This is a genomic window from Acidovorax sp. FHTAMBA, from assembly GCF_038958875.1.
Taxonomy (GTDB): Bacteria; Pseudomonadota; Gammaproteobacteria; order Burkholderiales; family Burkholderiaceae_C; genus Acidovorax.
Genome location: NZ_CP152407.1, coordinates 1,880,775 through 1,903,808, shown reverse-complemented (window position 1 = coordinate 1,903,808; position 23,034 = coordinate 1,880,775). Strand labels below are relative to the sequence as shown.

At 66.2% G+C, this 23,034-nt stretch carries 22 protein-coding genes; 7 read left to right on the top strand and 15 right to left on the bottom strand.

Annotation, left to right across the window (positions count from 1 at the left end):
- The first annotated feature begins 25 nt into the window (after window positions 1-25).
- The gene (gene hemH, locus AAFF19_RS08920) at window positions 26-1,141 is read left to right on the top strand and encodes a ferrochelatase (protein WP_342721711.1); all 1,116 of its coding nucleotides are present in this window, start codon (window positions 26-28) and stop codon (window positions 1,139-1,141) included.
- Between the two features lie 129 nt (window positions 1,142-1,270).
- Window positions 1,271-3,763, top strand: a complete 2,493-nt coding sequence (locus AAFF19_RS08915; RefSeq protein WP_342721710.1) for an AAA family ATPase — start codon at window positions 1,271-1,273, stop codon at window positions 3,761-3,763.
- Window positions 3,764-4,102: 339 nt separating this feature from the next.
- Here the strand turns inward: AAFF19_RS08915 and AAFF19_RS08910 are convergent, their stop codons facing one another.
- Window positions 4,103-4,405: an antibiotic biosynthesis monooxygenase gene (locus AAFF19_RS08910; protein ID WP_342721709.1), complete on the bottom strand. Its 303-nt coding sequence runs from the start codon at window positions 4,403-4,405 to the stop codon at window positions 4,103-4,105.
- A gap of 117 nt (window positions 4,406-4,522) precedes the next feature.
- Between AAFF19_RS08910 and AAFF19_RS08905 the strand changes: the two genes are divergently transcribed.
- The gene (locus AAFF19_RS08905; RefSeq protein WP_342721843.1) at window positions 4,523-5,485 is read left to right on the top strand and encodes a helix-turn-helix domain-containing protein; all 963 of its coding nucleotides are present in this window, start codon (window positions 4,523-4,525) and stop codon (window positions 5,483-5,485) included.
- A 216-nt stretch (window positions 5,486-5,701) separates the two neighbouring features.
- The gene (locus AAFF19_RS08900) at window positions 5,702-6,766 is read left to right on the top strand and encodes an alkene reductase (protein ID WP_342721708.1); all 1,065 of its coding nucleotides are present in this window, start codon (window positions 5,702-5,704) and stop codon (window positions 6,764-6,766) included.
- A 373-nt stretch (window positions 6,767-7,139) separates the two neighbouring features.
- Here AAFF19_RS08900 and AAFF19_RS08895 read toward each other — a convergent pair whose 3' ends face one another.
- The 5 genes from AAFF19_RS08895 to AAFF19_RS08875 form a co-directional block, all read right to left on the bottom strand.
- Window positions 7,140-8,024 carry an alpha/beta hydrolase gene (locus AAFF19_RS08895; protein WP_342721707.1) on the bottom strand — a complete coding sequence of 295 codons (885 nt, stop codon included), beginning with the start codon at window positions 8,022-8,024 and terminating at the stop codon, window positions 7,140-7,142.
- A 300-nt stretch (window positions 8,025-8,324) separates the two neighbouring features.
- A complete protein-coding gene (locus AAFF19_RS08890; protein WP_008905520.1) occupies window positions 8,325-9,200 on the bottom strand; it encodes an alpha/beta hydrolase in 876 nt (291 codons plus the stop codon).
- 174 nt (window positions 9,201-9,374) lie between these two features.
- Window positions 9,375-9,788: a hypothetical protein gene (locus tag AAFF19_RS08885; RefSeq protein ID WP_237707264.1), complete on the bottom strand. Its 414-nt coding sequence runs from the start codon at window positions 9,786-9,788 to the stop codon at window positions 9,375-9,377.
- Between the two features lie 41 nt (window positions 9,789-9,829).
- On the bottom strand, window positions 9,830-10,402 hold the full coding sequence (locus tag AAFF19_RS08880) for a hypothetical protein (protein ID WP_342721706.1): 573 nt from the start codon (window positions 10,400-10,402) through the stop codon (window positions 9,830-9,832).
- A 114-nt stretch (window positions 10,403-10,516) separates the two neighbouring features.
- Complete coding sequence (locus tag AAFF19_RS08875) at window positions 10,517-11,194, bottom strand: class I SAM-dependent methyltransferase (protein ID WP_342721705.1); 678 nt, start codon at window positions 11,192-11,194, stop codon at window positions 10,517-10,519.
- A 119-nt stretch (window positions 11,195-11,313) separates the two neighbouring features.
- On the opposite strand from AAFF19_RS08875, the gene AAFF19_RS08870 reads away from it, so the two are divergent.
- Complete coding sequence (locus tag AAFF19_RS08870; protein ID WP_342721704.1) at window positions 11,314-12,195, top strand: LysR family transcriptional regulator; 882 nt, start codon at window positions 11,314-11,316, stop codon at window positions 12,193-12,195.
- A gap of 237 nt (window positions 12,196-12,432) precedes the next feature.
- On the opposite strand, the gene AAFF19_RS08865 is transcribed toward AAFF19_RS08870, so the two are convergent.
- Genes AAFF19_RS08865 through AAFF19_RS08850 form a run of 4 tightly spaced genes read right to left on the bottom strand, consistent with a single transcriptional unit; the run spans window position 12,433 to window position 16,551 of the window.
- Window positions 12,433-13,437 carry an FAD:protein FMN transferase gene (locus AAFF19_RS08865; RefSeq protein WP_342721703.1) on the bottom strand — a complete coding sequence of 335 codons (1,005 nt, stop codon included), beginning with the start codon at window positions 13,435-13,437 and terminating at the stop codon, window positions 12,433-12,435.
- Complete coding sequence (locus tag AAFF19_RS08860) at window positions 13,418-15,625, bottom strand: PepSY domain-containing protein (protein WP_342721702.1); 2,208 nt, start codon at window positions 15,623-15,625, stop codon at window positions 13,418-13,420. Before AAFF19_RS08860 ends, AAFF19_RS08865 begins: the two co-directional genes overlap by 20 nt.
- A gap of 10 nt (window positions 15,626-15,635) precedes the next feature.
- Window positions 15,636-16,112 (bottom strand): DUF2271 domain-containing protein, encoded by a 477-nt coding sequence (locus AAFF19_RS08855; RefSeq protein ID WP_342721701.1) that lies wholly within the window; start codon window positions 16,110-16,112, stop codon window positions 15,636-15,638.
- Between the two features lie 25 nt (window positions 16,113-16,137).
- Window positions 16,138-16,551 carry a PepSY domain-containing protein gene (locus AAFF19_RS08850; protein WP_182120884.1) on the bottom strand — a complete coding sequence of 138 codons (414 nt, stop codon included), beginning with the start codon at window positions 16,549-16,551 and terminating at the stop codon, window positions 16,138-16,140.
- 380 nt (window positions 16,552-16,931) lie between these two features.
- Here AAFF19_RS08850 and AAFF19_RS08845 point away from each other — a divergent pair, with 380 nt between their 5' ends.
- Both AAFF19_RS08845 and map read left to right on the top strand, forming a co-directional pair.
- The gene (locus AAFF19_RS08845; protein ID WP_008905530.1) at window positions 16,932-17,204 is read left to right on the top strand and encodes a ParD-like family protein; all 273 of its coding nucleotides are present in this window, start codon (window positions 16,932-16,934) and stop codon (window positions 17,202-17,204) included.
- Window positions 17,204-18,004 (top strand): type I methionyl aminopeptidase, encoded by an 801-nt coding sequence (gene map / locus AAFF19_RS08840; RefSeq protein WP_342721700.1) that lies wholly within the window; start codon window positions 17,204-17,206, stop codon window positions 18,002-18,004. Before AAFF19_RS08845 ends, map begins: the two co-directional genes overlap by 1 nt.
- A 33-nt stretch (window positions 18,005-18,037) precedes the next feature.
- On the opposite strand, the gene AAFF19_RS08835 is transcribed toward map, so the two are convergent.
- The 5 genes from AAFF19_RS08835 to AAFF19_RS08815 form a co-directional block, all read right to left on the bottom strand.
- Window positions 18,038-19,066 carry a phosphotransferase gene (locus AAFF19_RS08835; protein WP_342721699.1) on the bottom strand — a complete coding sequence of 343 codons (1,029 nt, stop codon included), beginning with the start codon at window positions 19,064-19,066 and terminating at the stop codon, window positions 18,038-18,040.
- Between the two features lie 134 nt (window positions 19,067-19,200).
- Window positions 19,201-19,938: an SDR family NAD(P)-dependent oxidoreductase gene (locus tag AAFF19_RS08830; protein ID WP_342721698.1), complete on the bottom strand. Its 738-nt coding sequence runs from the start codon at window positions 19,936-19,938 to the stop codon at window positions 19,201-19,203.
- Window positions 19,939-19,985: 47 nt separating this feature from the next.
- Window positions 19,986-21,533 carry a cryptochrome/photolyase family protein gene (locus AAFF19_RS08825; protein WP_342721697.1) on the bottom strand — a complete coding sequence of 516 codons (1,548 nt, stop codon included), beginning with the start codon at window positions 21,531-21,533 and terminating at the stop codon, window positions 19,986-19,988.
- Entirely contained in the window at window positions 21,530-22,846 is a 1,317-nt protein-coding gene (locus AAFF19_RS08820; protein ID WP_342721696.1) for a DASH family cryptochrome, read from the bottom strand. The genes AAFF19_RS08825 and AAFF19_RS08820 overlap by 4 nt, the downstream gene beginning before the upstream one ends.
- Window positions 22,843-23,016, bottom strand: a complete 174-nt coding sequence (locus AAFF19_RS08815; protein WP_008905536.1) for a DUF2256 domain-containing protein — start codon at window positions 23,014-23,016, stop codon at window positions 22,843-22,845. Before AAFF19_RS08815 ends, AAFF19_RS08820 begins: the two co-directional genes overlap by 4 nt.
- Window positions 23,017-23,034 lie beyond the last annotated feature (18 nt).

Sequence of the window (23,034 nt, the reverse complement as noted above, 5' to 3'; positions counted from 1 at the left end):
CCGGGGCATTTGCCACAATGGGGCCATGCGCTCTCCCTTTTCCCCCGAACCCCCTTACACCCACGGCCAGGCCGAACGCACCGCCGTGCTGCTGTGCAACCTGGGCACGCCCGACGAACCCACGGCCCCGGCCGTGCGCCGCTATCTGGCGCAGTTTCTGGGCGACCACCGCGTGGTGGAGATTCCCAAGCTGCTGTGGATGCCCATCCTGCACGGCATCATCCTGCGCACGCGCCCGGCCAAGTCGGCCGCCAAATACGCCAGCATCTGGACGCCCGAGGGCTCGCCCCTGGCGCACTGGACAGCCAGGCAGGCCACGCTGCTGCGCGGCTGGCTAGGCGAAGCGGGGCACGCGGTGCTGGTGCGCCATGCCATGCGCTACGGCAACCCCTCCATCGCCAGCCAGCTCGATGCGCTGAAGGCCGAGGGCGCCACGCGCATCCTGATATTGCCGCTGTACCCGCAGTACTCGGCCACCACCACGGCCAGCGTGTTTGACGCTGTCTACACCTGGGCCGCCGCCACGCGCAACGTGCCCGAGCTGCGCTTTGTCAACCACTACCACGACGCGCCCGGCTACATTGACGCGCTGGCCCGCACCATAGAAGCGCACTGGAAGACCCACGGCCAGCCCGACCAGCTGGTGATGAGCTTTCATGGCGTGCCCGAGCGCACGCTGCACCTGGGCGACCCCTATCACTGCGAATCGCGCAAGACCGGCCGCCTGCTGGCCGAGCGCCTGGGCCTGCGCGAGGAGCGCTACCGCATCACCTTCCAGTCGCGCTTTGGCAAGGCCAAGTGGCTGGAGCCCTATACCCAGCCCACCATCGAGGCGCTGGGCAAGGCCGGCACACGCCGCGTGGACGTGGTGTGCCCCGGCTTTACCAGCGACTGCCTGGAGACGCTGGAAGAAATCAACATGGAAGTGCGCGAGGCCTTTTTGCACGCGGGCGGTCAGGAGTTTCACTACATCCCCTGCCTGAACGACAACAACCACTGGATCACTGCGCTCAGCCGCGTGGCGCAGCAGCACCTGGCAGGCTGGCCCACCGAGGTGCCCGGCGCTGCGGCGCTGGCCGATGCGCGCAGCCATGCGTTGGCCGGTGGCGCGCCCAAGGGCGTATGCCCCGTGGCACACTGAACGAATACTATTATTTTTGTAGCTGCTAGCGCTTATCCAGTAAGCGCTGGAGCCTTGTTTTAATCATATTCTGGGTAGGCAGGCATCTGTACGATGCCCCTGCCCTCCGCCGCCCACCGACCCGCACCCATGTCTGTTTCTGCCCTCGCTCCCCACCAGCTGCGGCTGACCATTGACCCCGCCACGCTGGGCTTTGCCAGCACGGCCGAGCTGCACGACCTGCCCCTGCCGTGGATCGGCCAGGAACGCGCGCAGGCCGCTGCGCAGTTTGGCCTGGGGCTGCAGCAGCCCGACTACCACCTGTTTGTGCTGGGCGAAGTGGGCAGCGGGCGCGCGTCGCTGCTGCGCCAGGCCATGCAGGCGGCAGCCGCCGAACGCGCCGTGCCACCCGACCTGTGCTACCTGCACAACTTCGACCAGCCCGAGCGCCCCCGTGCCCTGCGCCTGCCCGCAGGCCAGGGCCGCCAGCTGCGCCAGGGCATGGCCGACATGGCCAAAAACCTCCAGGCCGACATCCCCAAACGCCTGAGCAGCCCCGACTTCCGGGCCGAGGCCGGGCGCATCGAGAAAACCTGGCAGGCGCACGAGAGTGAAGCCTTTGCTGTGCTGGACACATTTGCCGAAGCGCGCCAGTTCCGCCTGAGCCGCGAGGCGGGGCACATGGTGTTCACCCTTAACGGCCCCAAGGGCCAGCCGCTGACCGAGGCCGAAGCCCGCGCCCTGCCGCGCGAGCGCCGCGCCGAGATCGACCTGGCCGAGCAGGCGCTGCGCACCGAGATTGCACGGTTTCTGGAAACCACCCGCCCGCTGGAGCGCGCACGCGACGACGCCCTGGCCGCCCTGCGCCGCAACGCCATCAAGCCGCTGGTGGAGCACGCCCTGCAGGGCATCCGCCAGGGCCTGCGCAAGCAGATCAAGGACGCCGTCAAACTCACCCAGTGGCTGGACCAGGTGGAGCGCTCGGTGCTGGAGCACATCGACCTGTTCGAGCCCGGCGATGCCGACCAGAACACCGACGCCGAAGACGACCGCAAGGACGCGCTCGATGACCTGCTCGCCCGCTGCCACGTGAACCTGGCGGTGGACAACGCCGGCCGCAGCGGCGCCCCTGTGGTGGTGGAAGACAACCCCACCGTGCGATCGCTGTTTGGCAGCATCGAACACGGCTCGGACGCCGACACCATGCAGGCCGACCACGCCAGCATCCATGCGGGCAGCCTGCTCAAGGCGCACGGCGGTTTCATCCTGCTGCACCTGCACGACGTGGCGGCCGAAGAAGGCCTGTGGCAGCGCCTGCGCCGCTTTTTGCGCTGCGGGCGCCTGCAGATCGAGGAAGGCGGCGGCGGTGGCGGCGCGGCCCATGGCATCAGCCTAGGCCTGCCTGTGGCACTGCAGCCCGAGCCCGTGGATGTGGATGTGAAGATCGTGCTGATCGGCTCGGTGGACGAGTACTACGCCCTGCAGGAGGCCGACCCCGACGCCGCCCGGCGCTTTCGCGTGAAGGTGGACTTTGTGGAGCACTTTGTGGCCACGCCCGCCACGCAGCAGGCCACCGCCATCTTTGTGGCCCGCAGCTGCCAAAAGCGTGGCCTGCCGCATTTCTCGGCCAGCGCCGTGGCCCTGCTGCTGGAGCAGACCCACCGCGAAGCCGACGACCAGCGCCGCCAGAGCGCACTGTTTGCCCACACCGAGGCGCTGGTCATCGAAAGCGCCGCACTGTGCCGGGCGCGCGGCGGTGCCCTGGTGGAGCCCCCCGATGTGCTGGCCGCCCAGCAGGCCCGCAGGCTGCGCCACAACTACCCCGAGCAGCAGCTGCACGAATCGATCGCCGAAGGCGAGCGCCTGATCACGCTGCACGGCTCCGTGGCGGGCCAGATCAACGCCATGACGCAGATCGACTTGGGCGACTACCGCTTTGGCTTCCCGGTGCGCATCACCGCGCGCACGTTTGCGGGGCAGGAGGGCCTGCTCAACATCGAGCGCGAGGTCGATATGTCCGGCCCCATCCACGACAAGGGCGTGCTGATATTGCACAGCTACCTCACCGCCCTGTTCAGCCACGTGGCGCCGCTGGCGCTCAATGCGTCCATCGTGTTCGAGCAGGAATACAGCGGCGTGGAAGGCGATTCGGCCTCGTGCGCCGAGCTGTACGCGCTGCTGTCCAGCCTGTCAGGCCTGCCCCTGCGCCAAGGCATTGCCGTGACCGGCGCACTCAACCAGCACGGCGAGGTGCTGCCCGTGGGCGGCATCAACGAAAAGATCGAAGGCTGGTTCCAGGCCTGCGTAGCGGCGGGGCTGGACGGCACGCAGGGCGTGCTGATCCCCGCCCGCAACCAGCGCCACCTGATGCTGGACCGCAGCGTGCTGGACGCGGTGGAGCGCGGGCTGTTCCATGTCTACACCATGGGGCATGTGAGCGAGGGGATTGCGTTGCTGACGGGCGAGGCTTCGGGCATGAGCCCAGCTGAGCTGCTGCAGGCGCAGGCTGATGAGCTGGCCGGAGGTGCGGCCACGGTGGAGGACACAGTGATGCAGCGGGCGGAAGTGACGCTGCGGGGGTATCGGAGGGCTTGTCAGGTGGCGGGGGGCGCGCGGAGGGGGCGCGCCGTTCGGGGGCGCTAGCTCGCTCAGTGCGCCGAAGACCAAAAGCGCTGGGGTCCGGCACCCGCGGTCGACCGCCCTGGGCCGAGGGTGTGACTACCGGCAACGGCGGTGCGATTTTTTTGAACAGCGCGGCGCTGACGTCATTGTTCTTGTTTCGCCCCATGCAGCGTCAAACGCCGATCAGGTGTTTGACGGTGCCATGGTTTTGTTAGCGGCTATGAACGCCGGGCTGAGTCATTCGCCACGAGCAGCCTGGGCACATGCCTTGATCCCCACCGGCCAATCGAGGGGCAGCGCCGCGCAGGGCCGTGTGACGCCCATCCTGCAGCGTGACCTGATGGGGTCAAGGCCGGGTTGTCATGCAGGCAGTTTGGCTGCAAGCAGTTCTACCTTCTCGATGTTGGGCGGAGAACTGAGCAAAGTCGCGGCGTTGGCCATCAAGGCCGCGGCGATCTGGCCGTTCAGATGTGCCTGGCGACCTGCCTCATCGGCGAAGGCATCGAACACACCGAAGGTCGAAGGGCCAAACTTCAATGCGAACCAGGCAGTGGTGCCGGACTCGGCGTTGGCGAGCGGCAGTGCGCTGGCCAGGAACTCGGCAAGCGCAGCCTCCTGGCCGGGTTTAGCTTCGAGGCGAACAAACAGGGCGAGCTTGGTCATGCTGTATTCCTTTGGGTAAATGGAAAAGTGGTTGAAGGGATCGACGAGACTGCAGTCTAAGTTCTCATGACAGACATCTCCAGTGGCAATAATGACAACATTGGTATCATTGTTGCCATGAAACTCCACCTCCTTATTTGTGATGGCGTGTTTGATCTGGGGCTTGCGGCGCTCACTGACACAGTGGGCTTGGCCAATGCGATGGCGGGCTCGCTGCCACAGGCCCCCTCTCGCATAGAGCTCACGCTGGTGGGTGTGCGGCGTCGCATCCGAACAGCGCAAGGCTTGACGGTGCCCGTGGTCACTGCGCGTGGTGTGCCCGAACCAGACGTCGTGCTCGTGCCCGCTTTTGGCGACAAGATGCCTGACACGCTCTCGGCTCGGCTCACACGCCCCGATGTGCCCGATGCGGTCGCGGCTCTACAGCAGTGGTCCACCGCTGGCGCGCACCTTGGTGCCGCTTGCTCCGGTAGTTTCTTGCTTGCAGAGAGTGGTCTGCTTGATGGGCATCGTGCGACGACGTCATGGTGGCTGGGGCCGATGTTTCGGCAGCGCTATCCGAGCGTCACGCTGGACGAGTCACGCATGATCGTGAACTCGACACGCTTCACCACCGCGGGTGCCGCTTTGGCCCACGTCGACTTGGCCTTGCGCATCATCCGAGGGCGCAGTCCGGCGCTGGCGGCCCTGGTGGCACGCTATCTGCTGGTCGAGACACGCAGTTCGCAAGCCGAGTTCGTGATTCCCGACCACCTTGCGCATGCCGACCCGATGGTAGAGCGCTTCGAGTGCTGGGCCAGACGTCGGCTCGCGCAAGGTTTCTCGCTGGCCGAGGCGGCCAGCGCCGCGGGCACAAGCGAGCGCACCTTGGCGCGGCGGCTGCAAAGCGTTTTGGGCAAGACACCACTGTCGTATTTCCAGGACTTGCGCGTCGAGCATGCCGTCCATCTCTTGCGCACAGGCAACGCCAGCGTCGACCAGGTCGCCGCACAGGTCGGGTACTCGGATGGGGTGACGCTGCGGACCCTGTTGCGCCGCAAGCTGGGCCGGGGGGTCAGGGAGTTGCGACGCGGTGGATGACCAAAGGCGTTTGGTGCATGTACGGCTGCAGACCGCCGCGAAACTGTCGGTAGCAAATCCTTCCCAACCCGTGTCCACTACATCGTGCGTTGGGTGCAAAAGCACCAGCCGTGCCAAAGCCGTCTTCAGTGACCTTTCGAATGTCTGAGTATTGGGAAACTGTTACCTTTACCACTGCCTTCCGTTCAGTAACCAGTAACCTGGATTTTCATTCGCATGCTATTCAATCCACTTCAAGTAGGTTCTGTCACTCTGCCCAACCGCATCCTTCTGGCACCACTGACACGCGCCCGTGCCGACGCTGGCCACATGCCCAACGCGCTGATGGCCGAGTACTACAGCCAGCGTGCCACCGGTGGCCTGCTGATTTCCGAATGCACTATGGTGGCGCCCGGTACATCAGCCTTCGTCAATGAGCCTGGCATCTACAACGACGCGCAGATTGCAGCCTGGAGACAGGTGACCGACGCGGTGCACGCCAAGGGCGGACGCATCTTCATGCAGATCTGGCACGCTGGCCGCGCAGCCTACCCTGGCGCTGCCGATGGCGCCCCCATTGTCTCCAGCAGCGCCACCGCCATTGAGGGTGAGATCCACACGCCCCAAGGCAAGGTGCCGCACGCGGTGCCCCACCCCCTGACCGTCGAAGAGATTCCCGGCATCGTGGCTGCATTTGCTCAAGGCGCACGCAACGCCATTGCAGCCGGCTTTGATGGTGTTGAAGTACACGGCGCCAACGGCTACCTGATTGACCAGTTTCTGCGCGACACGCCCAACCAGCGTACCGATGCCTACGGCGGGTCGCTGGAAAACCGTGCACGTTTGCTGTTCGAGGTACTCACTGCCGTGACCCAGGCGATCGGTTCCGAACGTGTGGGCCTGCGCCTGTCGCCCCTCAACAGCTTCAACAGCATGAAGGACAGCGACCCCCTGGCCCTCATCGGCTTCCTGGCCGATAGGCTCAATGCCTTCAAGCTGGCCTACCTGCACGTGATGCGCGCCGATTTCTTCGGCGTGCAGAAGGCCGATGTCATGCCCGTAGCGCGTGAAAAGTTCAAGGGTGTGTTGGTGGGCAATATGGGTTACAGCGCTGATGAGGCAGAGGCAGCCATTGCCGAAGGTAAGCTTGACGCTGTGGCCTTTGGCACCGCCTTCCTGGCTAATCCGGACCTGGCCGCACGCATCAGAGCCAAGGCACCGCTGAACGCGCCTGACTCCAACACGTTCTACACAGGTGGCGCCAAGGGCTATACAGACTATCCGGCACTGCAGGTCGCATAAATCACCGCCCCAAAAGATCGAAGAAACGAGCCACTTTATACCCAAGGCTCTGCCCTTCGATCTTGCGAAGCTGTGAATCGATGGCGTCTACCGAGTGTTGTACGCCATCACGATCTTTAATAGATAAGTTGCCTCGGTTTGCTCCGCCGCCCGCCGAACTCGTACGACGTACATCGTTTCCGGTTCAAACAGTATCGAGGCCGCACTATCCTCCCATCCTGAGGTGACGGTTAGGCCGCGAACGGCAGCCCGCCGCTACTTACCGGCGGCTCAAGATGCAAACGTGATCTTCTGCTTTGGGCCGGGAGCAGCCAGCCATTACCCCCTGGTTACTTGCCCAAAACCTGCCTATTTCACAGGGATCGGGTACCGACTAAGCCAGACCCGTATGCGCCCGCAGCCACGCCGCAACATCCCCCGTCACCTCATCCCGATTCGTCTCATTCAAGATCTCATGCCGCGCGGCCGGGTACAGCTTGACCGCCACATCGGCCACACCGGCATCGCGATACCGCTGCCCCAGTTGCTCCAACAACACCCCGCCTGCGGCCAGCGGGTCTGCGTCGCCGGATGCGATGAGGATGGGCAGGTCGCTGCGGATGCGCGCGAGTTGCGCGGGGTCGGCCAGCCGGGGCGCGGGGGCGAAGAGCGAGGGGATCACGTCCTCAAGCACGTCCCAGCCGCACCACGGGTCGGCCACGTAGGCGTCTACCTCTGCGGCGTCGCGCGACAGCCATTCGTAGCCGGTGCGGTGTTCAAAGCCTGCGTTGAAAGCCGCGAGCCCAGCGGGCGCATCGGCAGGCGCGTTGGCCATGGCAGCGGCAAAAAGGTCGAGGGCGGTGGAGCCTGACAGGATGACGCCGGACCAGGTGGATGAATGGTCCAGGATGGCCGCCTGCGCTGCGAACGAGCCCATGGAGTGGCCGAACAGAAAGAGCGGCAGGCCGGCGTGCTGCGCACGCAGCTGCGCGCCGAACTGGGCCACGTCGGCAATGAGGCCGCCGAAGCCAGCGCTGCCAAAGTCGCCCAGCTTGCCACCGGCCGTGCGCCCGTGGCCGCGATGGTCCACCGCGTGGACGATGAAGCCTGCAGCGTTCAGGGCGCGCGCAAAGCGGTCGTAGCGCTCGCCATGCTCGGCAAGGCCGTGGGCGATTTGCACGACGCCTGCGGGCTTGCCCGGGGTTTCGGCCCAGGTGTAGGTGGTGATGCGGGTGCCGTCGGCGGTGGACTGGAAGGAGGACGTGGTGGCGGTGCTCATCGGTTCATTCTGGCACGGGGTCTGGTTGGCACGCCACGATGAAATTGCCATGGGAGTGGCCTCCACCACTTGCAGCGACGCGCGCAACCTGACACGGGCTGATGCCAGTAAAAGCTGGTGGACCGCCTTGGGGCACGCGGCCTTCTGTCAGGGCCAACACGCGCAGGCCTTGGAGTCAAATCAGTGCTTTGCGCACGTCTGCCAGCGCTGTTAGCTATTTTATTGATAGCAAACTGCTTGGCCACCAGTTTGCGTGGCGCGCGTACACGCAGCTGTTATCCAGCCACCCCACCGTGCACCTCACTGCGCGGCCGCGCTGCCCCCTGCGCGCTCCGGGGCAGGAGCGAGTTGCACGTGCCCGTAGTGTCGCGCTGCAGCGCGTGGTACCCGGGCCGCCTGCAGTGCGGCGCGAATCGCACTGGCCACCGCCTCGGGCTTCTCCAGGGGGATGCCGTGCCCGCTGTCCACCCACACCTGGGTGGAGCCTGGGTACAGCTGTGCAATGGCTGCCCGCTTGCGCTCGGCATCTTCCGCCAATGCCGATGGCGCCCCCGTGGCGCGCAATGCGCTCAGCACCCATACGGGGATCGACGGGTCCACCGGCAGGTGCGAAACCTGCTCGCCCGTCGCATCCATCGCGGCAAGCTCTTGTTTGGCCGTGTCAGAGGTCGTGGCTTGGAACACCACCTTCAACCAAGCCGGCCAATGGTCTGGGTTGCCAGCGCCTTTGACCTGGTCAGGGTGCGTGGAATCCACCAGCACCAGCGCCGCGACCTCTGCTGGGTGTTGGCGCGCGTACAGCTGCATGTACAGGCCGCCCAGCGAGTGGCCGACCAGCACATAGGGCGGCGGTAGCTGGCGGGCCCTGAGCAAGGCCCGCAGCTCGTGCACCACCTGCGCCCCATCACGCGGCTGGGGGGATGCATCGCTGCGGCCATAGCCCACACGGTTGTAGGCCGGAGCGCGGGTTTCTGCCACGGTGTCGGGCCAGACCTTGGCCCACCAGTCGAGTGTGGCGCCCAGGCCGTTCTCGAACACCACCACGGGTGCGTCCTGCCCCGCCTGCACGTATTCGACCGTGCGCCCGTCCACCGTGTCGGTGGTGGCGCCGGGCAAGCTTGCGCAACCGCTCACGCAGACTGCCAGCAGCAGGCTGGCCCAGTGCCATCGGTTCATGGTCTCAAGTCCTTTGCATACAGGTTCATGGCCCGCAGGCCAGAGCAGCGCGGTGCCATTTAGAGTGGCGAACAAAACTCAGTGAAGCGGTTCTGGCTAGGCGCTGTGTCGCAGGCAGTACGAGCAGTACGACAAGACACAGCAACGACGCCAGAAGAGTTTTGTTAGACGCTCTTAGCAGCGGCCTGCCGTGCGCAGCAGAGCATTGCATTCCTTGGCTGCACCTCGCCCCTGCGGTTGGGCGGCTGCTGCCGGGGCCTGGGCGCCACCGTTGCCCGGCCTGCCCACCATGGCGGTGCAGATGGCGTCGGAATGGGGTGTTTGCCCAAAGCTCATGGCTTTCTGAAAGCCGGTGGCGCCGTACAGATAGCACCGGTAGCTTGCGCCGTCGCGGGTGGTGGCGGTGTAGTTGATGCGGCCGCCGGTTTCCTCCTGGCGGTCGGTGATGGTGAACTGGCCGGTGGTCCGGCCGATGGCCTGCGCGGTGCGCTGCTCCAGGCCCTCCTGGTCGAGGGTGGACGCACATCCGGTGACGATCAGCACCGTGGTGATGATGGCGGCGAGCCGGGCGGGCATTGAAGTTTTCATGAAAGGCATGGCGTGGTTTGCTCCGAAGGGTGGGGCGTTTTTCATCGGGTGAAGCAGTTGTCTGCCGGGATGGTGGCCAGACTGGGCGCCACCGATGAAAGCGATGGCTGGCTGGTGGGAATCCCGTCGCCCAGCAGGCACAGCAGGTTGGTGGGGCGCAGCGTCCAGATGGCGCCAAAGCGGGTGCCAGTGACGGTGCGCAGCTCGCCCCAGTGCGCCGCCAGCGCCTGGTTGGCCTCCGAGCGGGCAAAGGTCACCACTCCGAGCTTGGTCGGCCCGGCCACTTGCGACGGGCCTGCACATTCATTTCCGCCAAACGTCAGCACCCCTTCGTAATAGTCGAGCGTGTTTGGGGCCGTGATGCGCGCACGCAGGATCTTCTTGAACGACTGCGCGCCCGCCTTGACACACCCTTTCTGCACCCAGTCGCCTTCCAGCACGTTGATGGACGCCGAAGGCGGCTCTTTGCCGCCGCCGTCATCCGGGGGGTCGGAATCACCGCCTCCACCACCACAGGCGCCCAAGGCCAGCGTGGTGATGGCGATGAGCGCCATGCCCGGGCGCAGCGGACTGGAGAAACGGACGAACCGGGAGAGGCGGAAGGGGAAAGACATGGCAGTTTCCTTGGGTTGACGGTAGAAAAAAACGCATACGCAGATGCGACAGGCCGAGCGATGCCCCGCGGCCCATGAAAGGGCCGCATACGCATCGGCGGGGGGGTGGGGAAATCAGCCCGGCTTGCGGGCTACGACAAAGGCGCGAATGTCCTTGCCCCGCCTGCCATGCCGCTCGGTGCAGACAATGTGCAGGCCCTGCTGCGCCATGGCCGATGTCAGCCGGTGCTCGTCAAAGCACAGCACCGTCGGGGCTTTGCCAATAGCGCGCATCAACGGCACGGCCAGGTAGGGAATCAGCGGGTTCATCTCGGCCAGGCAGGGGGTTTTGGAAATCAGCAGGCCCCCTGGTCGCAGGGCCGCCACCGCCTGCTGCAACGCAGCGTCCAGGTCGGTGGCGAGGTGCAACAGGTTGAAGGCCAGCACCGCATCGAATACGCCGCACCCGAACACCGGGGCTTCGGCATCGGCCACGGCAAAGCGCAGCTGGGGCGACGGCTGGTTTGCGAGCCGTTCGCGGGCGATGGCGATCATCCCGGCCGACACATCGGTGGCCAGCATGCTGCGCGTGAAAGGCGCCAGTCGCAGCGCCGTGCTGCCCGTGCCGCAGCCGATCTCCAGCACATCCTGCTGGGGAGCGAGCAGCCCCTGCACGCGCTGCAACGTGGCCTCATATCCCTCCATGTCGGCAATGGGGTCGGCTGCGTACTTGCGCGCGATGCGGTCCCAGAACCGCGCCTTGGAGGCCGCAGCAAGTGCGTCAGAGACCGGGGCGATGGCGGGAGATGACATAGGGGTTCAGACAATGTGGAGTACGGACTGCAAAACAGCGATGACCTGCACCCGGATGCTATCCATGCATTGAAGCGCAGGATATTGCGGTAAATTGCACAAAACATATACACAAATGCATGGATAACCTCGACTGGAACCAGCTAAAAGCCTTCCTGCAAACCGCCCAGACCGGCACCCTGTCGGCTGCAGCGCGCAAGCTGGGCCTGACCCAGCCCACGTTGAGCCGGCAGGTCGCCGCCATCGAGCAGCAGATGGGGGTGACGCTGTTCGAGCGCGTGGGCAAGGCCATGGTGCTCACGCCCACCGGGCTCGACCTGCTGGAACACGCCCGCGCCATGGGCGCCGCCGCAGAGGCCCTGGGCCTGGCTGCCAGCGGCCGCTCGCAGGCGGTGGGGGGGGTGGTGTCGGTGTCGGCCACCGACGCCGTGGCCGCCTGCCTGTTGCCACCCATCGTGCAGCGCCTGCGCGCGCAGGAGCCGGGGATTGCGGTAGAGGTGATCTCCTCCAACGCGCTGAGCGACCTGCTGCGGCGCGAGGCCGACATCGCCGTCCGCCACGTCAAGCCCGAGCAGCCTGACCTGATCGCCCGCCTGGTGCGTGAAGCCCAGGCCAGCTTTTACGCATCGGAAGCCTGGGTGCAAACCCACGGCCACCCGCGCAGCGCAGAGGATGCAGCCGGACTGCCGTTTGTGGGCACCGACCGCAACGGCCAATACCTGCAGTACCTGCGCCAGCACGGGCTGCCGGTGAGCGAGCAGAACTTCAGCTGCTACTGCGAGCACACAGTGGCCCACTGGGCGCTGGTGCGCCAGGGCATGGGCATCGGCGCCATGATGGACGAGATCGCCCGCGACACCCCTGGCATCGTCCGCGTGCTGGATGACGTGCCTGCGGTTCGCTTTCCGGTCTGGCTGGTATCGCACCGAGAGCTGCGCACCTCGCGGCGGATCAGGGTGGTGTTTGAGGCGCTGGCGGAGGGGTTGGCGCGCGAGGGCTGAGCACAGGCTATGTGCGTACCGCTTTAATCTGCACAGTGCGCTGCTGAGCGGCGATGAACCGGCCCGCCTGCTCCAGCGATGCCCCTCCGGCGCAGCGCACGGCCGCGTGGTGGGCAAATCGGGCGAGCTGTGGGACGACCCCGAGCAGGACCTGTTCTACCTGAACGCCCAGGACTATGTGGGCACCCCGCCTGCTTCGCTGCCACCCTCGATGACAGAAGGGGGCACGAAGCACGGCTATCCGGAGACGGGATGCCCCTGCGGTATAGCGCCACCGGATCTGCCAAAACGACCCAGCCCCACATTGACCAAACCCTCAGCACGGCGCAACAGGAACAGCACATCCATCCCCATGCGCTGTGCCATGGCCAGACCTTCGTCGGGGCCTGCCACCAGCAATGCTGTGGCCCAGGCGTCCGCGTGCATGCAGGTGCGCGCCAGCACGGTGACCGATGCCACGGCGTTGTTCACGGGTGCGCACCGGCGCGGGTCCATGGTGTGCGCAAGGCGCGCACCACCCACTTCCAGATAGCGCCTGTAGTCGCCCGAGGTGGCCACAGCCAGATCCTCCAGCTCGATGACCCCATGCACCGCGCGGCGCCCTGCCTCGGGCCGTTCGAGCGCCACAGACCAGGGCGAGCCGCTCGCCTGGCTGCCCACGGCGCGCAGCTCACCATCCAGCGCGGCCAGCGCGTGCCGCGCTCCGTGCCGTTGCAGCACATTGGCCATGCGGTCCACCGCGTAGCCCTTGGCAATGCCGCACAAGTCGAGTTGTAAGGGCAAACGCTTTCGGGCGCGGCCTGCGGGCCTGTCCAGCTCCAGGCCCCCATGCCCAGTTCGCGGTGTGGGTTGGCGTGCGGCCCGGATTGCATCCGCATCGGGTGCGTCGCGCACCGCGCCGAACCCCCAGGCATCGACCAGCGCCCCCACGCACGGATCGAAAGCACCCCCGCTCAGTAGCTGGACATCGAGCGCACAGTCGAGTACCTCCAGTATTTCAGCGGGCAGGTCGACCCAGGCGTCCACGGGCGCGCGGTTCAGGCGCATGAGGTCGCTGTCCGGTTTCCAGGGCGACATCTGCTCGTCCACCTGCTCGACCGCAGCGGCAAGGTCCTGGCGCAAGGCCGCCAGGTCCATGGTGTGGTCGGCGTCGACCGTGGCCGACCAGCGTGTGCCCATGGCGGGGCCGTGCAAGGTGGTGCGCTTGTGGGCCGCAGTGGTGTCAGAAGATATCTTCGGCATAGCGCTCCTTGGCTTTCAACGTCGCGACGCTCAACTGCAGTGGTTCCAGCACCGCGTCCAGCGCCTCGGCCACTCCCTGTGCCATGGCGCGGCTGCCGCAGACGCGAACGATGGCGCCCTGCGCCACCCACTCGCGCAGGTGCTCGGCGTCGCGGCGCAGGGCGTCCTGCACATAGCCACCGCCGCCTGGAACGCGGGAGAACACCGTCTGCAGCGTGGCCAGGCGCCCTTCACCGAGCCAGCGCTGAATGTCAGCGCCGAAGTAGAAGTCCCGCGCCGGGTCGCGCCCACCAAAGTACAGGTGCATCGGGCGATGTCTGTCGTTGCGGCGGATGAAGCCGGCCAGCGGCGCCACGCCTGTGCCCGCCCCAATCAGCAACACAGGCCGCCGCGTGCGCGGCAGTGCGAAGCCGGGGTTGGACCGGATAAAAGCCGTGATGCTGTCGCCCATCTGCAGACCCAGCAAGTGCGTCGAGCACAGGCCGCCCGGCATCTGACGCACGCAGATTTCCACGAACCCGTCTTTCCAGCCCGACGCCAGCGAGTAGTAGCGCGGCACGGCCGAACCCGGCGGCACGATGCCCAGGAGATCGCCGGCTGCAAACCGCGCCAGACCGTGCCCACGCAGGCGTGCGCCCGGCCCCTGTGCAGGCCACGCAAAGCGCAGGATCGCCGTGGCCTGCCCGGTGACACCGGAATAATCCTGGCGCGCCATGAGTGTGAGCGTCGCGGTGGGTGGCACGCGCGGTACATGCTCCAGAACCAGGGGTTCGTTCAGCGCCTGCGCCAGGGCATCGCCCCAGCGCGCGAATTGCTGGCCCGATTGCTGGTGGATGCACTCGAGCGGCAGCAACGCGGGCCAGCCCCGTGCGCGCAGCGTCTGATCCAGCGCCTCGGCAAAGGCGCAGAAGGCCGGAAACTGCCGGTCGCCAAAGCCCAGCACCGTCACTGGCACAGCGCTGGCGCCGAGCTTGGCGAGGTGCTCCAGCGCGTGACTGGCGTGGGCCGGGGCCTGGCCTTCGCCATAGGTGGCTGCAAGCACAAACACCTGGCGCGTGGTGGCCGTGGTTCGGAAGTTCTCCAGCGCACTGGTGTGAACGCGGTGGCCGCGCTGGCTCAGCGCGTCTTGCAGCGTTTGGGCAAACCCCCAGGTGCTGCCGCCTTCGCTGGCCACGAAGATGAGCACGTCGGCCTGTGCCAGCGGGGCGTTGCCCGTGATATGCGGCGCCACGCGGCGTGCTTGCCACCATATGCCAACGCCCGACAGCCAGAACAGCAGCACGCTGGCGCCCGAGAGCCCCAGCACCACGGCCCAGGGCCAAGCCGCTTCGCCCGTGTGCAGCACCACGGCCCAGTCATAGACGCGCTGAGCCAGGGTGGCGTCCTGCCAGGCCAGCATCTGGCCAGAGTACCGGTCGATCCAACCTTGACCCTGGGCGGTGGCGACATTCCAGGTGTCCTCCGGGTCGTTGGCGCCGGGAAAATTCAGTTTGCGCAAATCCTGCACCGCAAGGCTTTGCAGCGCGGCCAGCTGTGCGCCTGGCAAGTCAGGCCTGCCGGTGACCACGGAGACCACTTCCGGCTCGGTTCTGGTGTCCAGCGCCACCAGCCCCAGGGTCGAGGCGCTCATGGTCAGCGCCGTGAGTGATGTGAGGCACAGGACCGCGAGCACCACACGGCCCGTGACCACATGGATCCGCTGCGCCAGCGAGCCTCGCACCCGTGCCGCCAGCCGCTGCCAGCCACCCATGCGCCGCAACAACAGCACCAGGGCAGAGACGCACAACAAGGCCATGGCCAGCGCAATGCCCGCAGCACCCCAGCGCCCGGCGTCGCCCAGCAACAGTGAGCGGTGCAGGTTCTTCACCCAGCGCGGAAGCGCCGAGGGTTGCCACGCACCCAGCACCTTGCCATCGGCCGGATCCACGTACGACGCCTGCGGCTGGTCGCCAGCAAAGCTGAACACCGCGATGGCACCCGAAGGCAGACGGCGAATTTCCTCCACACCCGGGACGCTGCGCGTCACGCGCTCCACCAGCATGGCCACGGGCAAGTCGCCTGGCGCGACGGGGGCCTGCCACGCCTGCTGCACTGGGTCGATCGCCAAGACAGAGCCGGTGATGCCCAGCACCACAGCCAGGGTGCCAACGGTCAGGCCCAGCCAGCGGTGGATGACTTTCCAGCTCATGCAAGCCCCTTTACTGAAGTTGGAAAGTCGCCGATTGGATGTACTGCTTGCCAGCCTGCGGCTTGCCGACGTTAGCGGTGGACAGCGGGATGCGGACCTCCGACGGGCTGTCCCGCATGTCTTCCACAGCGGCGTCGATACGGATTTCATAACCCGCATCCATCAGTGCATCCGCCAGATCGGCGGTGACCTTGAGTGTGCGCCCCGCGCCCACGCTGGCACCGGTGACGCCATCCAGGCGCTTGGCGTCGCCGGCCGAGAGGCGGCTCCAGTCAGACAAGTGCTTGTGGTACTTGGCCTTGCCGCCGGCGACCCACAGCGTGCGCACATAGGCGCCTTTGGCATCGGTCAGGTAGGCCGCCAGGTAGGCGCCGTCGCCACCGTAGTTTTTGAGCTGGGCGGTCAGCGTGAGTGGGCGGCTGTGCGCCAGGGCCGGAAGGGCCAGCGCGCACGCGGTGGCCAAAAGGGTCAAAAGAGGTTTGGACATGGTGATGCTCCTATGAGAAAGGTGGTTACTCGATCTGGCCGCGTGGCGCGGTGCCAGGCGTCAACAAAGGCGATGGCACGGCGGCGCCGTCCGGTTGCGGTGGGCGGGGCTGCCGCGCAGCACCGTCGTCACCACGACCACGTTCCCGGGCACGCTGGTGGTTGTCTTGCTTCATCTTCAACACCTTCAGTGTTTCCGGGTCGATCTTGGCTTTGAAAGCGCGGCCTTGGACGTCCGTGCCACGAATTTCATAGCAACCGTCGTCAATCTTCAGGCGCTGGATCTGCCAGCCCTGCGCGGCTGCCATCTGCAGCACCGCTTCACGGTTCTGCCAGCGGTGCAACGGCGCGTCGCAATCGTCACCGGCCCATGTGGGCGATGCAGCCAGGCCCAGTGAAAGAACCAGCAGGCCGCGCCGCAAAGAGGGGTGGTGTTTCATGAAAGGCTCCTTGAAGTCGGTAATACATGACTTAACACATCCCACACGGTTCGTGGTTGAGGCTGCGCAGGGTTGCTCAGGATTGGCCCGTCCAACCCGTATCGCAGCGTGTGGTTGCTCATGCAAAGTGGGCCCCCATCGGCCTCCTTTTAGCGGCAACGTCGCTATCCATGAGGTGTCTGCATGCGTGTTGGAGGGCATTGTGGAAGCATCCCCGTGAACGCCTGCTGAATGGCGCATTCATCCTCTGTTCATCGCCGGGGCAAAGGTACAGCGACGACCCACAAGCAAGATCAACGATCCCCGTGCCACCACCCCACGGCGACGTGCCCAACAGTCGAACATATATACTTCGAATACGTTTCATATATAGGTAGCCCATGGGCATAGTCAAAATTTCCGACCAGATGCACGAAAACCTGCGTCTGGCCAGCACAGCGCTGAGCCGCTCCATCAACGCCCAGGCCGAGCACTGGATGCGTGTCGGCATGCTGGCCGAGATGTACCCCGATCTGGACCACCGCGAGATTTGCCAGATGCTGGTGCGGGCCGAGCTGGCAGGTGGGCTGGATGTGGCGCTGGCGGCGCGGGGTGAGCTGGATAAACCTGGCGCCGCAGCCCCCACCGCGCGCACCAGAAAGCAGCCGCACTGATGGCGCGGGCTGACCGTGGGGTGCCGATCCGTTCGGCCGAAGAACTGGTGATGGCGCGGTGGGCGGCGCAGCTGGCGGCCGAGGTGCTGGCCATGATCGAGCCGCATGTGGTGCCGGGCGTGACCACCGACGCGCTGGACCGTCTGTGCCACGACCACATCGTGAACGTGCAGGGCGCACGGCCTGCCAATGTGGGCTATCTGGGTTACCCCAAGACGGTGCTGACCTCGGTGAACCATGTCGTGTGCCACGGCATCCCATCGCCCCAGCAGGTGCTGAAGAAGGGCGACATCGTGAACATTGATGTGGCGGTGGAAAAAGACGGCTGGTACGGCGACACCAGCCGCATGTTCTGCGTGGGCACACCCAGCGTGCTGGCCCAGCGGCTGGTGCGCACCACGTACGAGGCGCTGTGCGCGGGCATCCGCGCGGTAAGGCCGGGCGCCACGCTGGGCGATGTGGGCCACGCGATTGCCACCGTGGCGCAACGCGAAAACTTCAGCGTGGTGCGCGAATACTGCGGCCACGGCATTGGCACCGTGTACCACGATGAGCCCCAGGTGGTGCACTACGGGCGGCGCGGCCAGGGGCTGCGGCTGGAGGCGGGCATGGTGTTCACCATCGAGCCCATGCTGAACGCAGGCCAGCGCGAGACCAAGGAGCTGGCCGATGGCTGGACGGTGGTGACCAAAGATCGCTCGCTCTCCGCCCAGTGGGAGCACATGGTGGCCGTGACGGACAGCGGCTATGAGGTGCTGACGGCGTGGCCGGGGGGCACGGGCAGCTACCCAGCTATTTAGCAGCGATGGTGGCTGTGCAAGGACATCAGCCCATCAGCCGCGTGGCAGCTCCAGGCGGGCCCAGGCTGCCAACACGTCGGGCTGCTTCTTGATCCAGTTGGCAGACATCATGTTGGCGCCCCAGTGGTGAATGCGCGCCACGCCCTCCCCCATGTTCCACAGGTGCCGCAACTGCAAGAACAGGGGCAAAGCGGCGAGGTCGGCATCGGTGACAAGGCCGCCCCCTGCGCGGTAGCCGGCCAGGTACTGCTGCCAGCGCTTGAGCAAAGCTTCGTCGGGCTCCATGGGGTCCTTGCGCGGCAGGTTTGACCACAGAAAAACGCACAGGTCATAGGTCAGGAACCCAGGCCCGGCGTCGTCAAAGTCAAAGAAGGCTGCGCGCCGCACACCCTCGGCATCGGTGGTCACATGGTTGTTGAAGCCATGCGTGTCGCCGTGGCACATCACGTGGGTCAAGGTGCCCTCAACATCCGCCAACTCGCGCAGAAGCCGCTCAATCAGTTGCCGGTAGGCATCGAGCACGGCGGAGTCCAGATCGGGATGGGCGGCAAGGTAGTCCAGCGTGCGTCCGGCAAGATGGTGGCCGTCCAGCACATAGCGGCTTGCGGGGCCTGCGTAGCTCTGCGCGGCGCTGTGAATCTGCGCCAGCGTGGCACCGGTCAGGTGCAGGTCTTCGGGGGTATCGGGCACAGCGCCATCGCAGTGACGGAGGAGGACCAGCGCACGAGGGCCCTCCGGGAACGGCAGGGTCACGCTGGTCATGCCGTTCGCAGCCAGCACCGGAGAGGCCACAACCACGCCCTGCGCTTCCAGATGTGCCAGCAGTGCCACCTCAAAATCCACATTGAACGGACCGCGCGGTCGGATGGCGCAGAGCCTTGCCACATAGCGGCTGCCATCCGCTGTTCGGACAGCGTAGTTGTCATTGAGGTTGCGGCGGATCAGGTAGCACTGCTGCACTGGCAGGCCGTAGTGGCGCTCTACCCAATGCGCCACAGACGCGGCTGCTGCCGTGGTGTGGGAGGCAACCAGAATCGTGTCGGGCGATGGGGTGGGATGCATGCGGCATTCTGCATGCAAGCAATACGGCGGTGGCGCACAGGCAGTGGCCCATGGCATGCCTTTGAGCAAAAGGCCCGCCAGCGCTTACTGCTGGCGTGCAAGCAGTATCAAAACCATAGCACCGCGCGCCACGCTTACCAGGGGAGTGGCGCGCCACTGTAGGCGTAGAAGCCGCCCGTCTCCTCGGGCGCCAGTCCATCCAGCACCCGCAGCATGTCGCCCGTTGCATCGGCCGCCGGGCGGCCGATTTCTGCACCGTTGAACGGGGCCGACAACGCCGAGTTGACGGTGCCCGGGTGCAGTGCCACCAGCGCGGCCAGCGGGTGGGTTCGGGCCACTTCGATGGACGCCGTTTTGACCAGCATGTTGAGCGCGGCCTTGCTGGCGCGGTAGCTGTACCAGCCGCCCAAGCGGTTGTCGCCAATGCTGCCCACCTTGGCCGAGAGCACGGCCAGCAAGCCGCGCCCCTGCTTGGGCAGCAGTGGCGCAAAGTGCGCCAGCACGAGCGCGGGGCCGAAGGTGTTGGTGCGGAAGGTGGCTTCCATCTGCGTGTAGTTCAATTGGCCCAGGCGCTTTTCAGGCATGCCGTGGGGGCCGTGCAGCAGGCCTGCGGCGTGGATGATGCAGTGCCACGGGCCCTGGGCCTTGAGCTGGTGGGCGGCGGCGGCAATGGTGGCTTCGTCATCCAAATCGACCGCCGGGCTGGTGTGACGGCCCAGGCCCACGGCCAGGGCGCAGCGCGGGTCGGCCTGCAGATGGGCGAGGAAGGCGCTGCCGATCGCGCCGGTGGAGCCGATGACGAGGGCGCGGTAGCCATCAGGCAGCGACTGCAAAGAAGTGAACGGCGTTGCGGCGGGTTGTACTTGAGACATGGCGCGGTCCTGCGGTGAGGGTATCGTTGGGTGGTTCGGCCGGCGGTCTATAGCGCATCCAGCCGCGTGCGCAGGCTGGCCGCATGCTCGCGCAGTGCATCCAGTTGCGGGCCCTGCATCTTCTGCAATTGGCGGTACACCATGCCGAGGCGGAAGTTGCTGCCCAGCGTGCACTCGTTGCGCGCAAAAAAGTCCCAGTACAGCGCGTTGTACGGGCAGGCGCGCTCACCCACCTTGAGCTTCTTGTCGTAGTGGCAGCCGCTGCAGTAGTCGCTCATGCGGTCGATGTAGGCGGCGCTGCTCACGTAGGGTTTGGTAGCGAGCAGGCCGCCGTCGGCAAACTGGCTCATGCCCACGGTGTTGGGCACTTCCACCCATTCAAAGGCGTCGATGTACACGCCCAAATACCAGCGGTGCACGGCGGCAGTATCAAGCCCCGCCAGCAGCGCGAAGTTGCCGATGACCATGAGGCGCTGGATGTGGTGGGCATAGGCCTGATCCAGCGACTGGCCCACGGCGTGCTGCATGCAACGCATGCGGGTGTTGCCCGTCCAGAACCACTCGGGCAGTGGTGTGCTGTGGCCCAGGGCGTTGCGCTCGTCGTAGCCGGGCATGTGGGCCCAGTAGATGCCGCGCACGTACTCGCGCCAGCCGAGGATCTGGCGGACAAAGCCCTCCACGGCAGGCAGGGGCGCGGCGCCTGCGTGGTAGGCGGCCTGGGCGCGCTGCACCACCTCTTGCGGGCGCAGCATTTTGGTGTTGAGCGCGAAGGACAGCAGGGAGTGGAAGAGCCGCGCGCTCTTTGTGCTCATCGCGTCTTCATACGCGCCAAAGTGCGGCAGTGTGGTGGTGACGAAGTGATCCAGCCACTCCAATGCCTCGGCCCGGTTCAGCGGCCAGCACAGGGCGTGGGCCTGCGGGTTGCCAAAGCTCTGCACACCTGCAGCCTCAATGGTGGCCCACAGTGCGCTGTGGTCGTGCGTGGGGCGGGCGTCGGGCGGCAATGCGGGCGCGTCCTTGGTATCTGGCCAGGGCTTGCGGTTGTTGTGGTCGTAGTTCCACTGGCCGCCTTCGGGCTCGCCTGCCTCGTCGATCAGCACGCTGTGGCGCTGGCGCATGCGGCGGTAGAAGTGCTCCATGCGGCCTTGGAACACCTCGGCCATTTCGGTGCGGGTGGTGTAGAAGTGCTCGCTGCTGACGGCCTGCACGGCAAAGCTTTGCTCTGCACCCCAGGTGCGCAGTTGCGCGTCGAGCCGCCATTCGTCGGGGTGCTGGTATTGCAGCGTATGCGCGCCATAGTGGGCCATGAGGGCGGCCAGGTTGTCGGGCATCGACTGGCGGTTGCTCGTATCGTCAATCGCCACGTAGCGCACGCGGTGCCCGGCCTCGCGCAGGTGGCGGGCCAGGTCACGCATGGCGGCGAAGATGGCAAGGATCTTTTGCGCGTGGTGCAGCACATAGTCGGTCTCTTGCCGCACTTCCATCAGCACGTAGACCACGCCTTCGTCCTGCGCGGCGAACCACGAATGCCCGGGGTTGAGCTGGTCGCCCAGCAGCAGTCGCAGGGTGTGGGTGCGGGATTGCTGCGTGCTCATGCCATGCCCCATAGGCGGCGGTAGCTGCCGTCGGCATCGTGGTCTTGCGTCTGCTTGATGGGGTTGAAGCGGCGTCCCCCACGCGGGTCGGTGCCGCGCCCGGCAATGTAGAGCCAGTTGGCCTGGTTGCTGTACACGTCGTAGTCCACCAGTTGCGATTCAAACCACGCGGCGCCTGCGCGCCAGTCGCTGTGCAGGTCATAGACAAGGTAACTGGCGGCCACCTGGCGCAGGCGGTTGCTCAAGTAGCCGGTGGCGGCCAGTTCGCGCATGGCGGCGTCAACCAGTGGCTGGCCCGTATCACCCCGGCACCAGCGCTCAAAACCGCGCGGGTTGTGCGGGGCGTGTGGCAGCCCTGACAGCCCCCGCGCCCGGTACAGCGCCGCGCCGTATTGCAGGTGCAGCAGCCGAAAGTAGTCGCGCCACAGCAGCTCAAACCACAGCCAGTAGGTGCCATCGTTGGCACCGTGGTCGCACTCGAAGGTTTTCAAGTCGGCATAGATCTGGCGTGGCGAGAGTGCCCCCGTGGCCAGCCAGGGCGAGAACTTGCTGGAGTAGTCCAGCCCCGTGAGCCCGTTGCGCGTGGCCTTGTAGCTGTGGGGCAGCTTGCGGGCCAGGTATTGCGCCAGGTGGGCCAGCGCGGCGGCCTCGCTGCCATCACAGGCAGGGGTGCCGTAGGGGAAGGACGAGCGCACATCGCTGCCTTGTGACGGTGCGGGCTGCTGGATGCGGACAGCGCCCTCTTTTGCACCCACGGCCTGCAGCACGGGCGCGGGCACATCGGGTGGTGGCAGCAGCCGCGTGGGGGCGGGCAATGGTGCGGCGGGGGTGATGCCTGCGCGCTCGACCTTCTGGCGGAAGCTGGTGAACACACCGGGCAGGTCAGAGGCAGGCCAGGGCATGTCGGCTGGGTGCAGCAGGCTGCTGTGCCATACGGTACGCACCTGGAGGCCCGCCGCGCGCAGGGCTGCGACCTCGGCCTGTTCGTAGGGGGCGGCAATGTCTTCGCACACCACAGTAGTGGCCCCCACCGCCTGGGCCAGTTGCGGCAAGGCGGTGACGGGCGGCGCCTGGCAGATGAGGAGCGGGTTGCCCAGTGCGGACAGGCTTGCGCTCAGCCCGCGCAGCGCGGCGGCAGCAACGGCGCGGCGGTGCACGCCCACGCGGGCAAAGCCCCAGGGCGTGGGTTCGTCAGCCGCAGGCAGGCACACCACGGGCAGCAAGTGCGTGGCACCGCTGGCGAGTGCCGCGTGCAGCGCGGGCTGGTCGTGCAGGCGCAGGTCGTTGCGAAACCAGAACAGCACCGTGCTCATGCAGCGCCTTCCTCTGCTGCCTTGCCCGCACGTTTGCGTTCGCTGCGGCAGCGGTCTGAGCAGTACTTCACTTCGTCCCACACCTTCTCCCACTTCTTTCGCCAGGTGAAGGGCAGCCCGCAGTGCAGGCAGGTTTTCTGCGGGAGGTCTGATTTTTTGCGCATGCGCATGGCGGGCCCATGGTGTTG

Excerpts from the sequence above, each read along its gene's own strand:
- AAFF19_RS08825 (WP_342721697.1), bottom strand. The coding sequence starts at position 21,533 with ATGAGCACGCAGCAATCCCGCACCCACACCCTGCGACTGCTGCTGGGC.
- AAFF19_RS08835 (WP_342721699.1), bottom strand. The coding sequence starts at position 19,066 with ATGCATCCCACCCCATCGCCCGACACGATTCTGGTTGCCTCCCACACC.
- AAFF19_RS08875 (WP_342721705.1), bottom strand. The coding sequence starts at position 11,194 with ATGTCATCTCCCGCCATCGCCCCGGTCTCTGACGCACTTGCTGCGGCC.
- AAFF19_RS08830 (WP_342721698.1), bottom strand. The coding sequence starts at position 19,938 with ATGTCTCAAGTACAACCCGCCGCAACGCCGTTCACTTCTTTGCAGTCG.
- AAFF19_RS08870 (WP_342721704.1), top strand. The coding sequence starts at position 11,314 with ATGGATAACCTCGACTGGAACCAGCTAAAAGCCTTCCTGCAAACCGCC.
- AAFF19_RS08890 (WP_008905520.1), bottom strand. The coding sequence starts at position 9,200 with ATGAACCGATGGCACTGGGCCAGCCTGCTGCTGGCAGTCTGCGTGAGC.
- AAFF19_RS08820 (WP_342721696.1), bottom strand. The coding sequence starts at position 22,846 with ATGAGCACGGTGCTGTTCTGGTTTCGCAACGACCTGCGCCTGCACGAC.
- AAFF19_RS08915 (WP_342721710.1), top strand. The coding sequence starts at position 1,271 with ATGTCTGTTTCTGCCCTCGCTCCCCACCAGCTGCGGCTGACCATTGAC.
- AAFF19_RS08855 (WP_342721701.1), bottom strand. The coding sequence starts at position 16,112 with ATGTCCAAACCTCTTTTGACCCTTTTGGCCACCGCGTGCGCGCTGGCC.
- AAFF19_RS08910 (WP_342721709.1), bottom strand. The coding sequence starts at position 4,405 with ATGACCAAGCTCGCCCTGTTTGTTCGCCTCGAAGCTAAACCCGGCCAG.
- AAFF19_RS08900 (WP_342721708.1), top strand. The coding sequence starts at position 5,702 with ATGCTATTCAATCCACTTCAAGTAGGTTCTGTCACTCTGCCCAACCGC.
- AAFF19_RS08815 (WP_008905536.1), bottom strand. The coding sequence starts at position 23,016 with ATGCGCATGCGCAAAAAATCAGACCTCCCGCAGAAAACCTGCCTGCAC.
- hemH (WP_342721711.1), top strand. The coding sequence starts at position 26 with ATGCGCTCTCCCTTTTCCCCCGAACCCCCTTACACCCACGGCCAGGCC.
- AAFF19_RS08880 (WP_342721706.1), bottom strand. The coding sequence starts at position 10,402 with ATGTCTTTCCCCTTCCGCCTCTCCCGGTTCGTCCGTTTCTCCAGTCCG.
- AAFF19_RS08865 (WP_342721703.1), bottom strand. The coding sequence starts at position 13,437 with ATGCCGAAGATATCTTCTGACACCACTGCGGCCCACAAGCGCACCACC.
- AAFF19_RS08885 (WP_237707264.1), bottom strand. The coding sequence starts at position 9,788 with ATGAAAACTTCAATGCCCGCCCGGCTCGCCGCCATCATCACCACGGTG.
- AAFF19_RS08850 (WP_182120884.1), bottom strand. The coding sequence starts at position 16,551 with ATGAAACACCACCCCTCTTTGCGGCGCGGCCTGCTGGTTCTTTCACTG.
- AAFF19_RS08905 (WP_342721843.1), top strand. The coding sequence starts at position 4,523 with ATGAAACTCCACCTCCTTATTTGTGATGGCGTGTTTGATCTGGGGCTT.
- AAFF19_RS08845 (WP_008905530.1), top strand. The coding sequence starts at position 16,932 with ATGGGCATAGTCAAAATTTCCGACCAGATGCACGAAAACCTGCGTCTG.
- AAFF19_RS08895 (WP_342721707.1), bottom strand. The coding sequence starts at position 8,024 with ATGAGCACCGCCACCACGTCCTCCTTCCAGTCCACCGCCGACGGCACC.
- AAFF19_RS08860 (WP_342721702.1), bottom strand. The coding sequence starts at position 15,625 with ATGAGCTGGAAAGTCATCCACCGCTGGCTGGGCCTGACCGTTGGCACC.
- map (WP_342721700.1), top strand. The coding sequence starts at position 17,204 with ATGGCGCGGGCTGACCGTGGGGTGCCGATCCGTTCGGCCGAAGAACTG.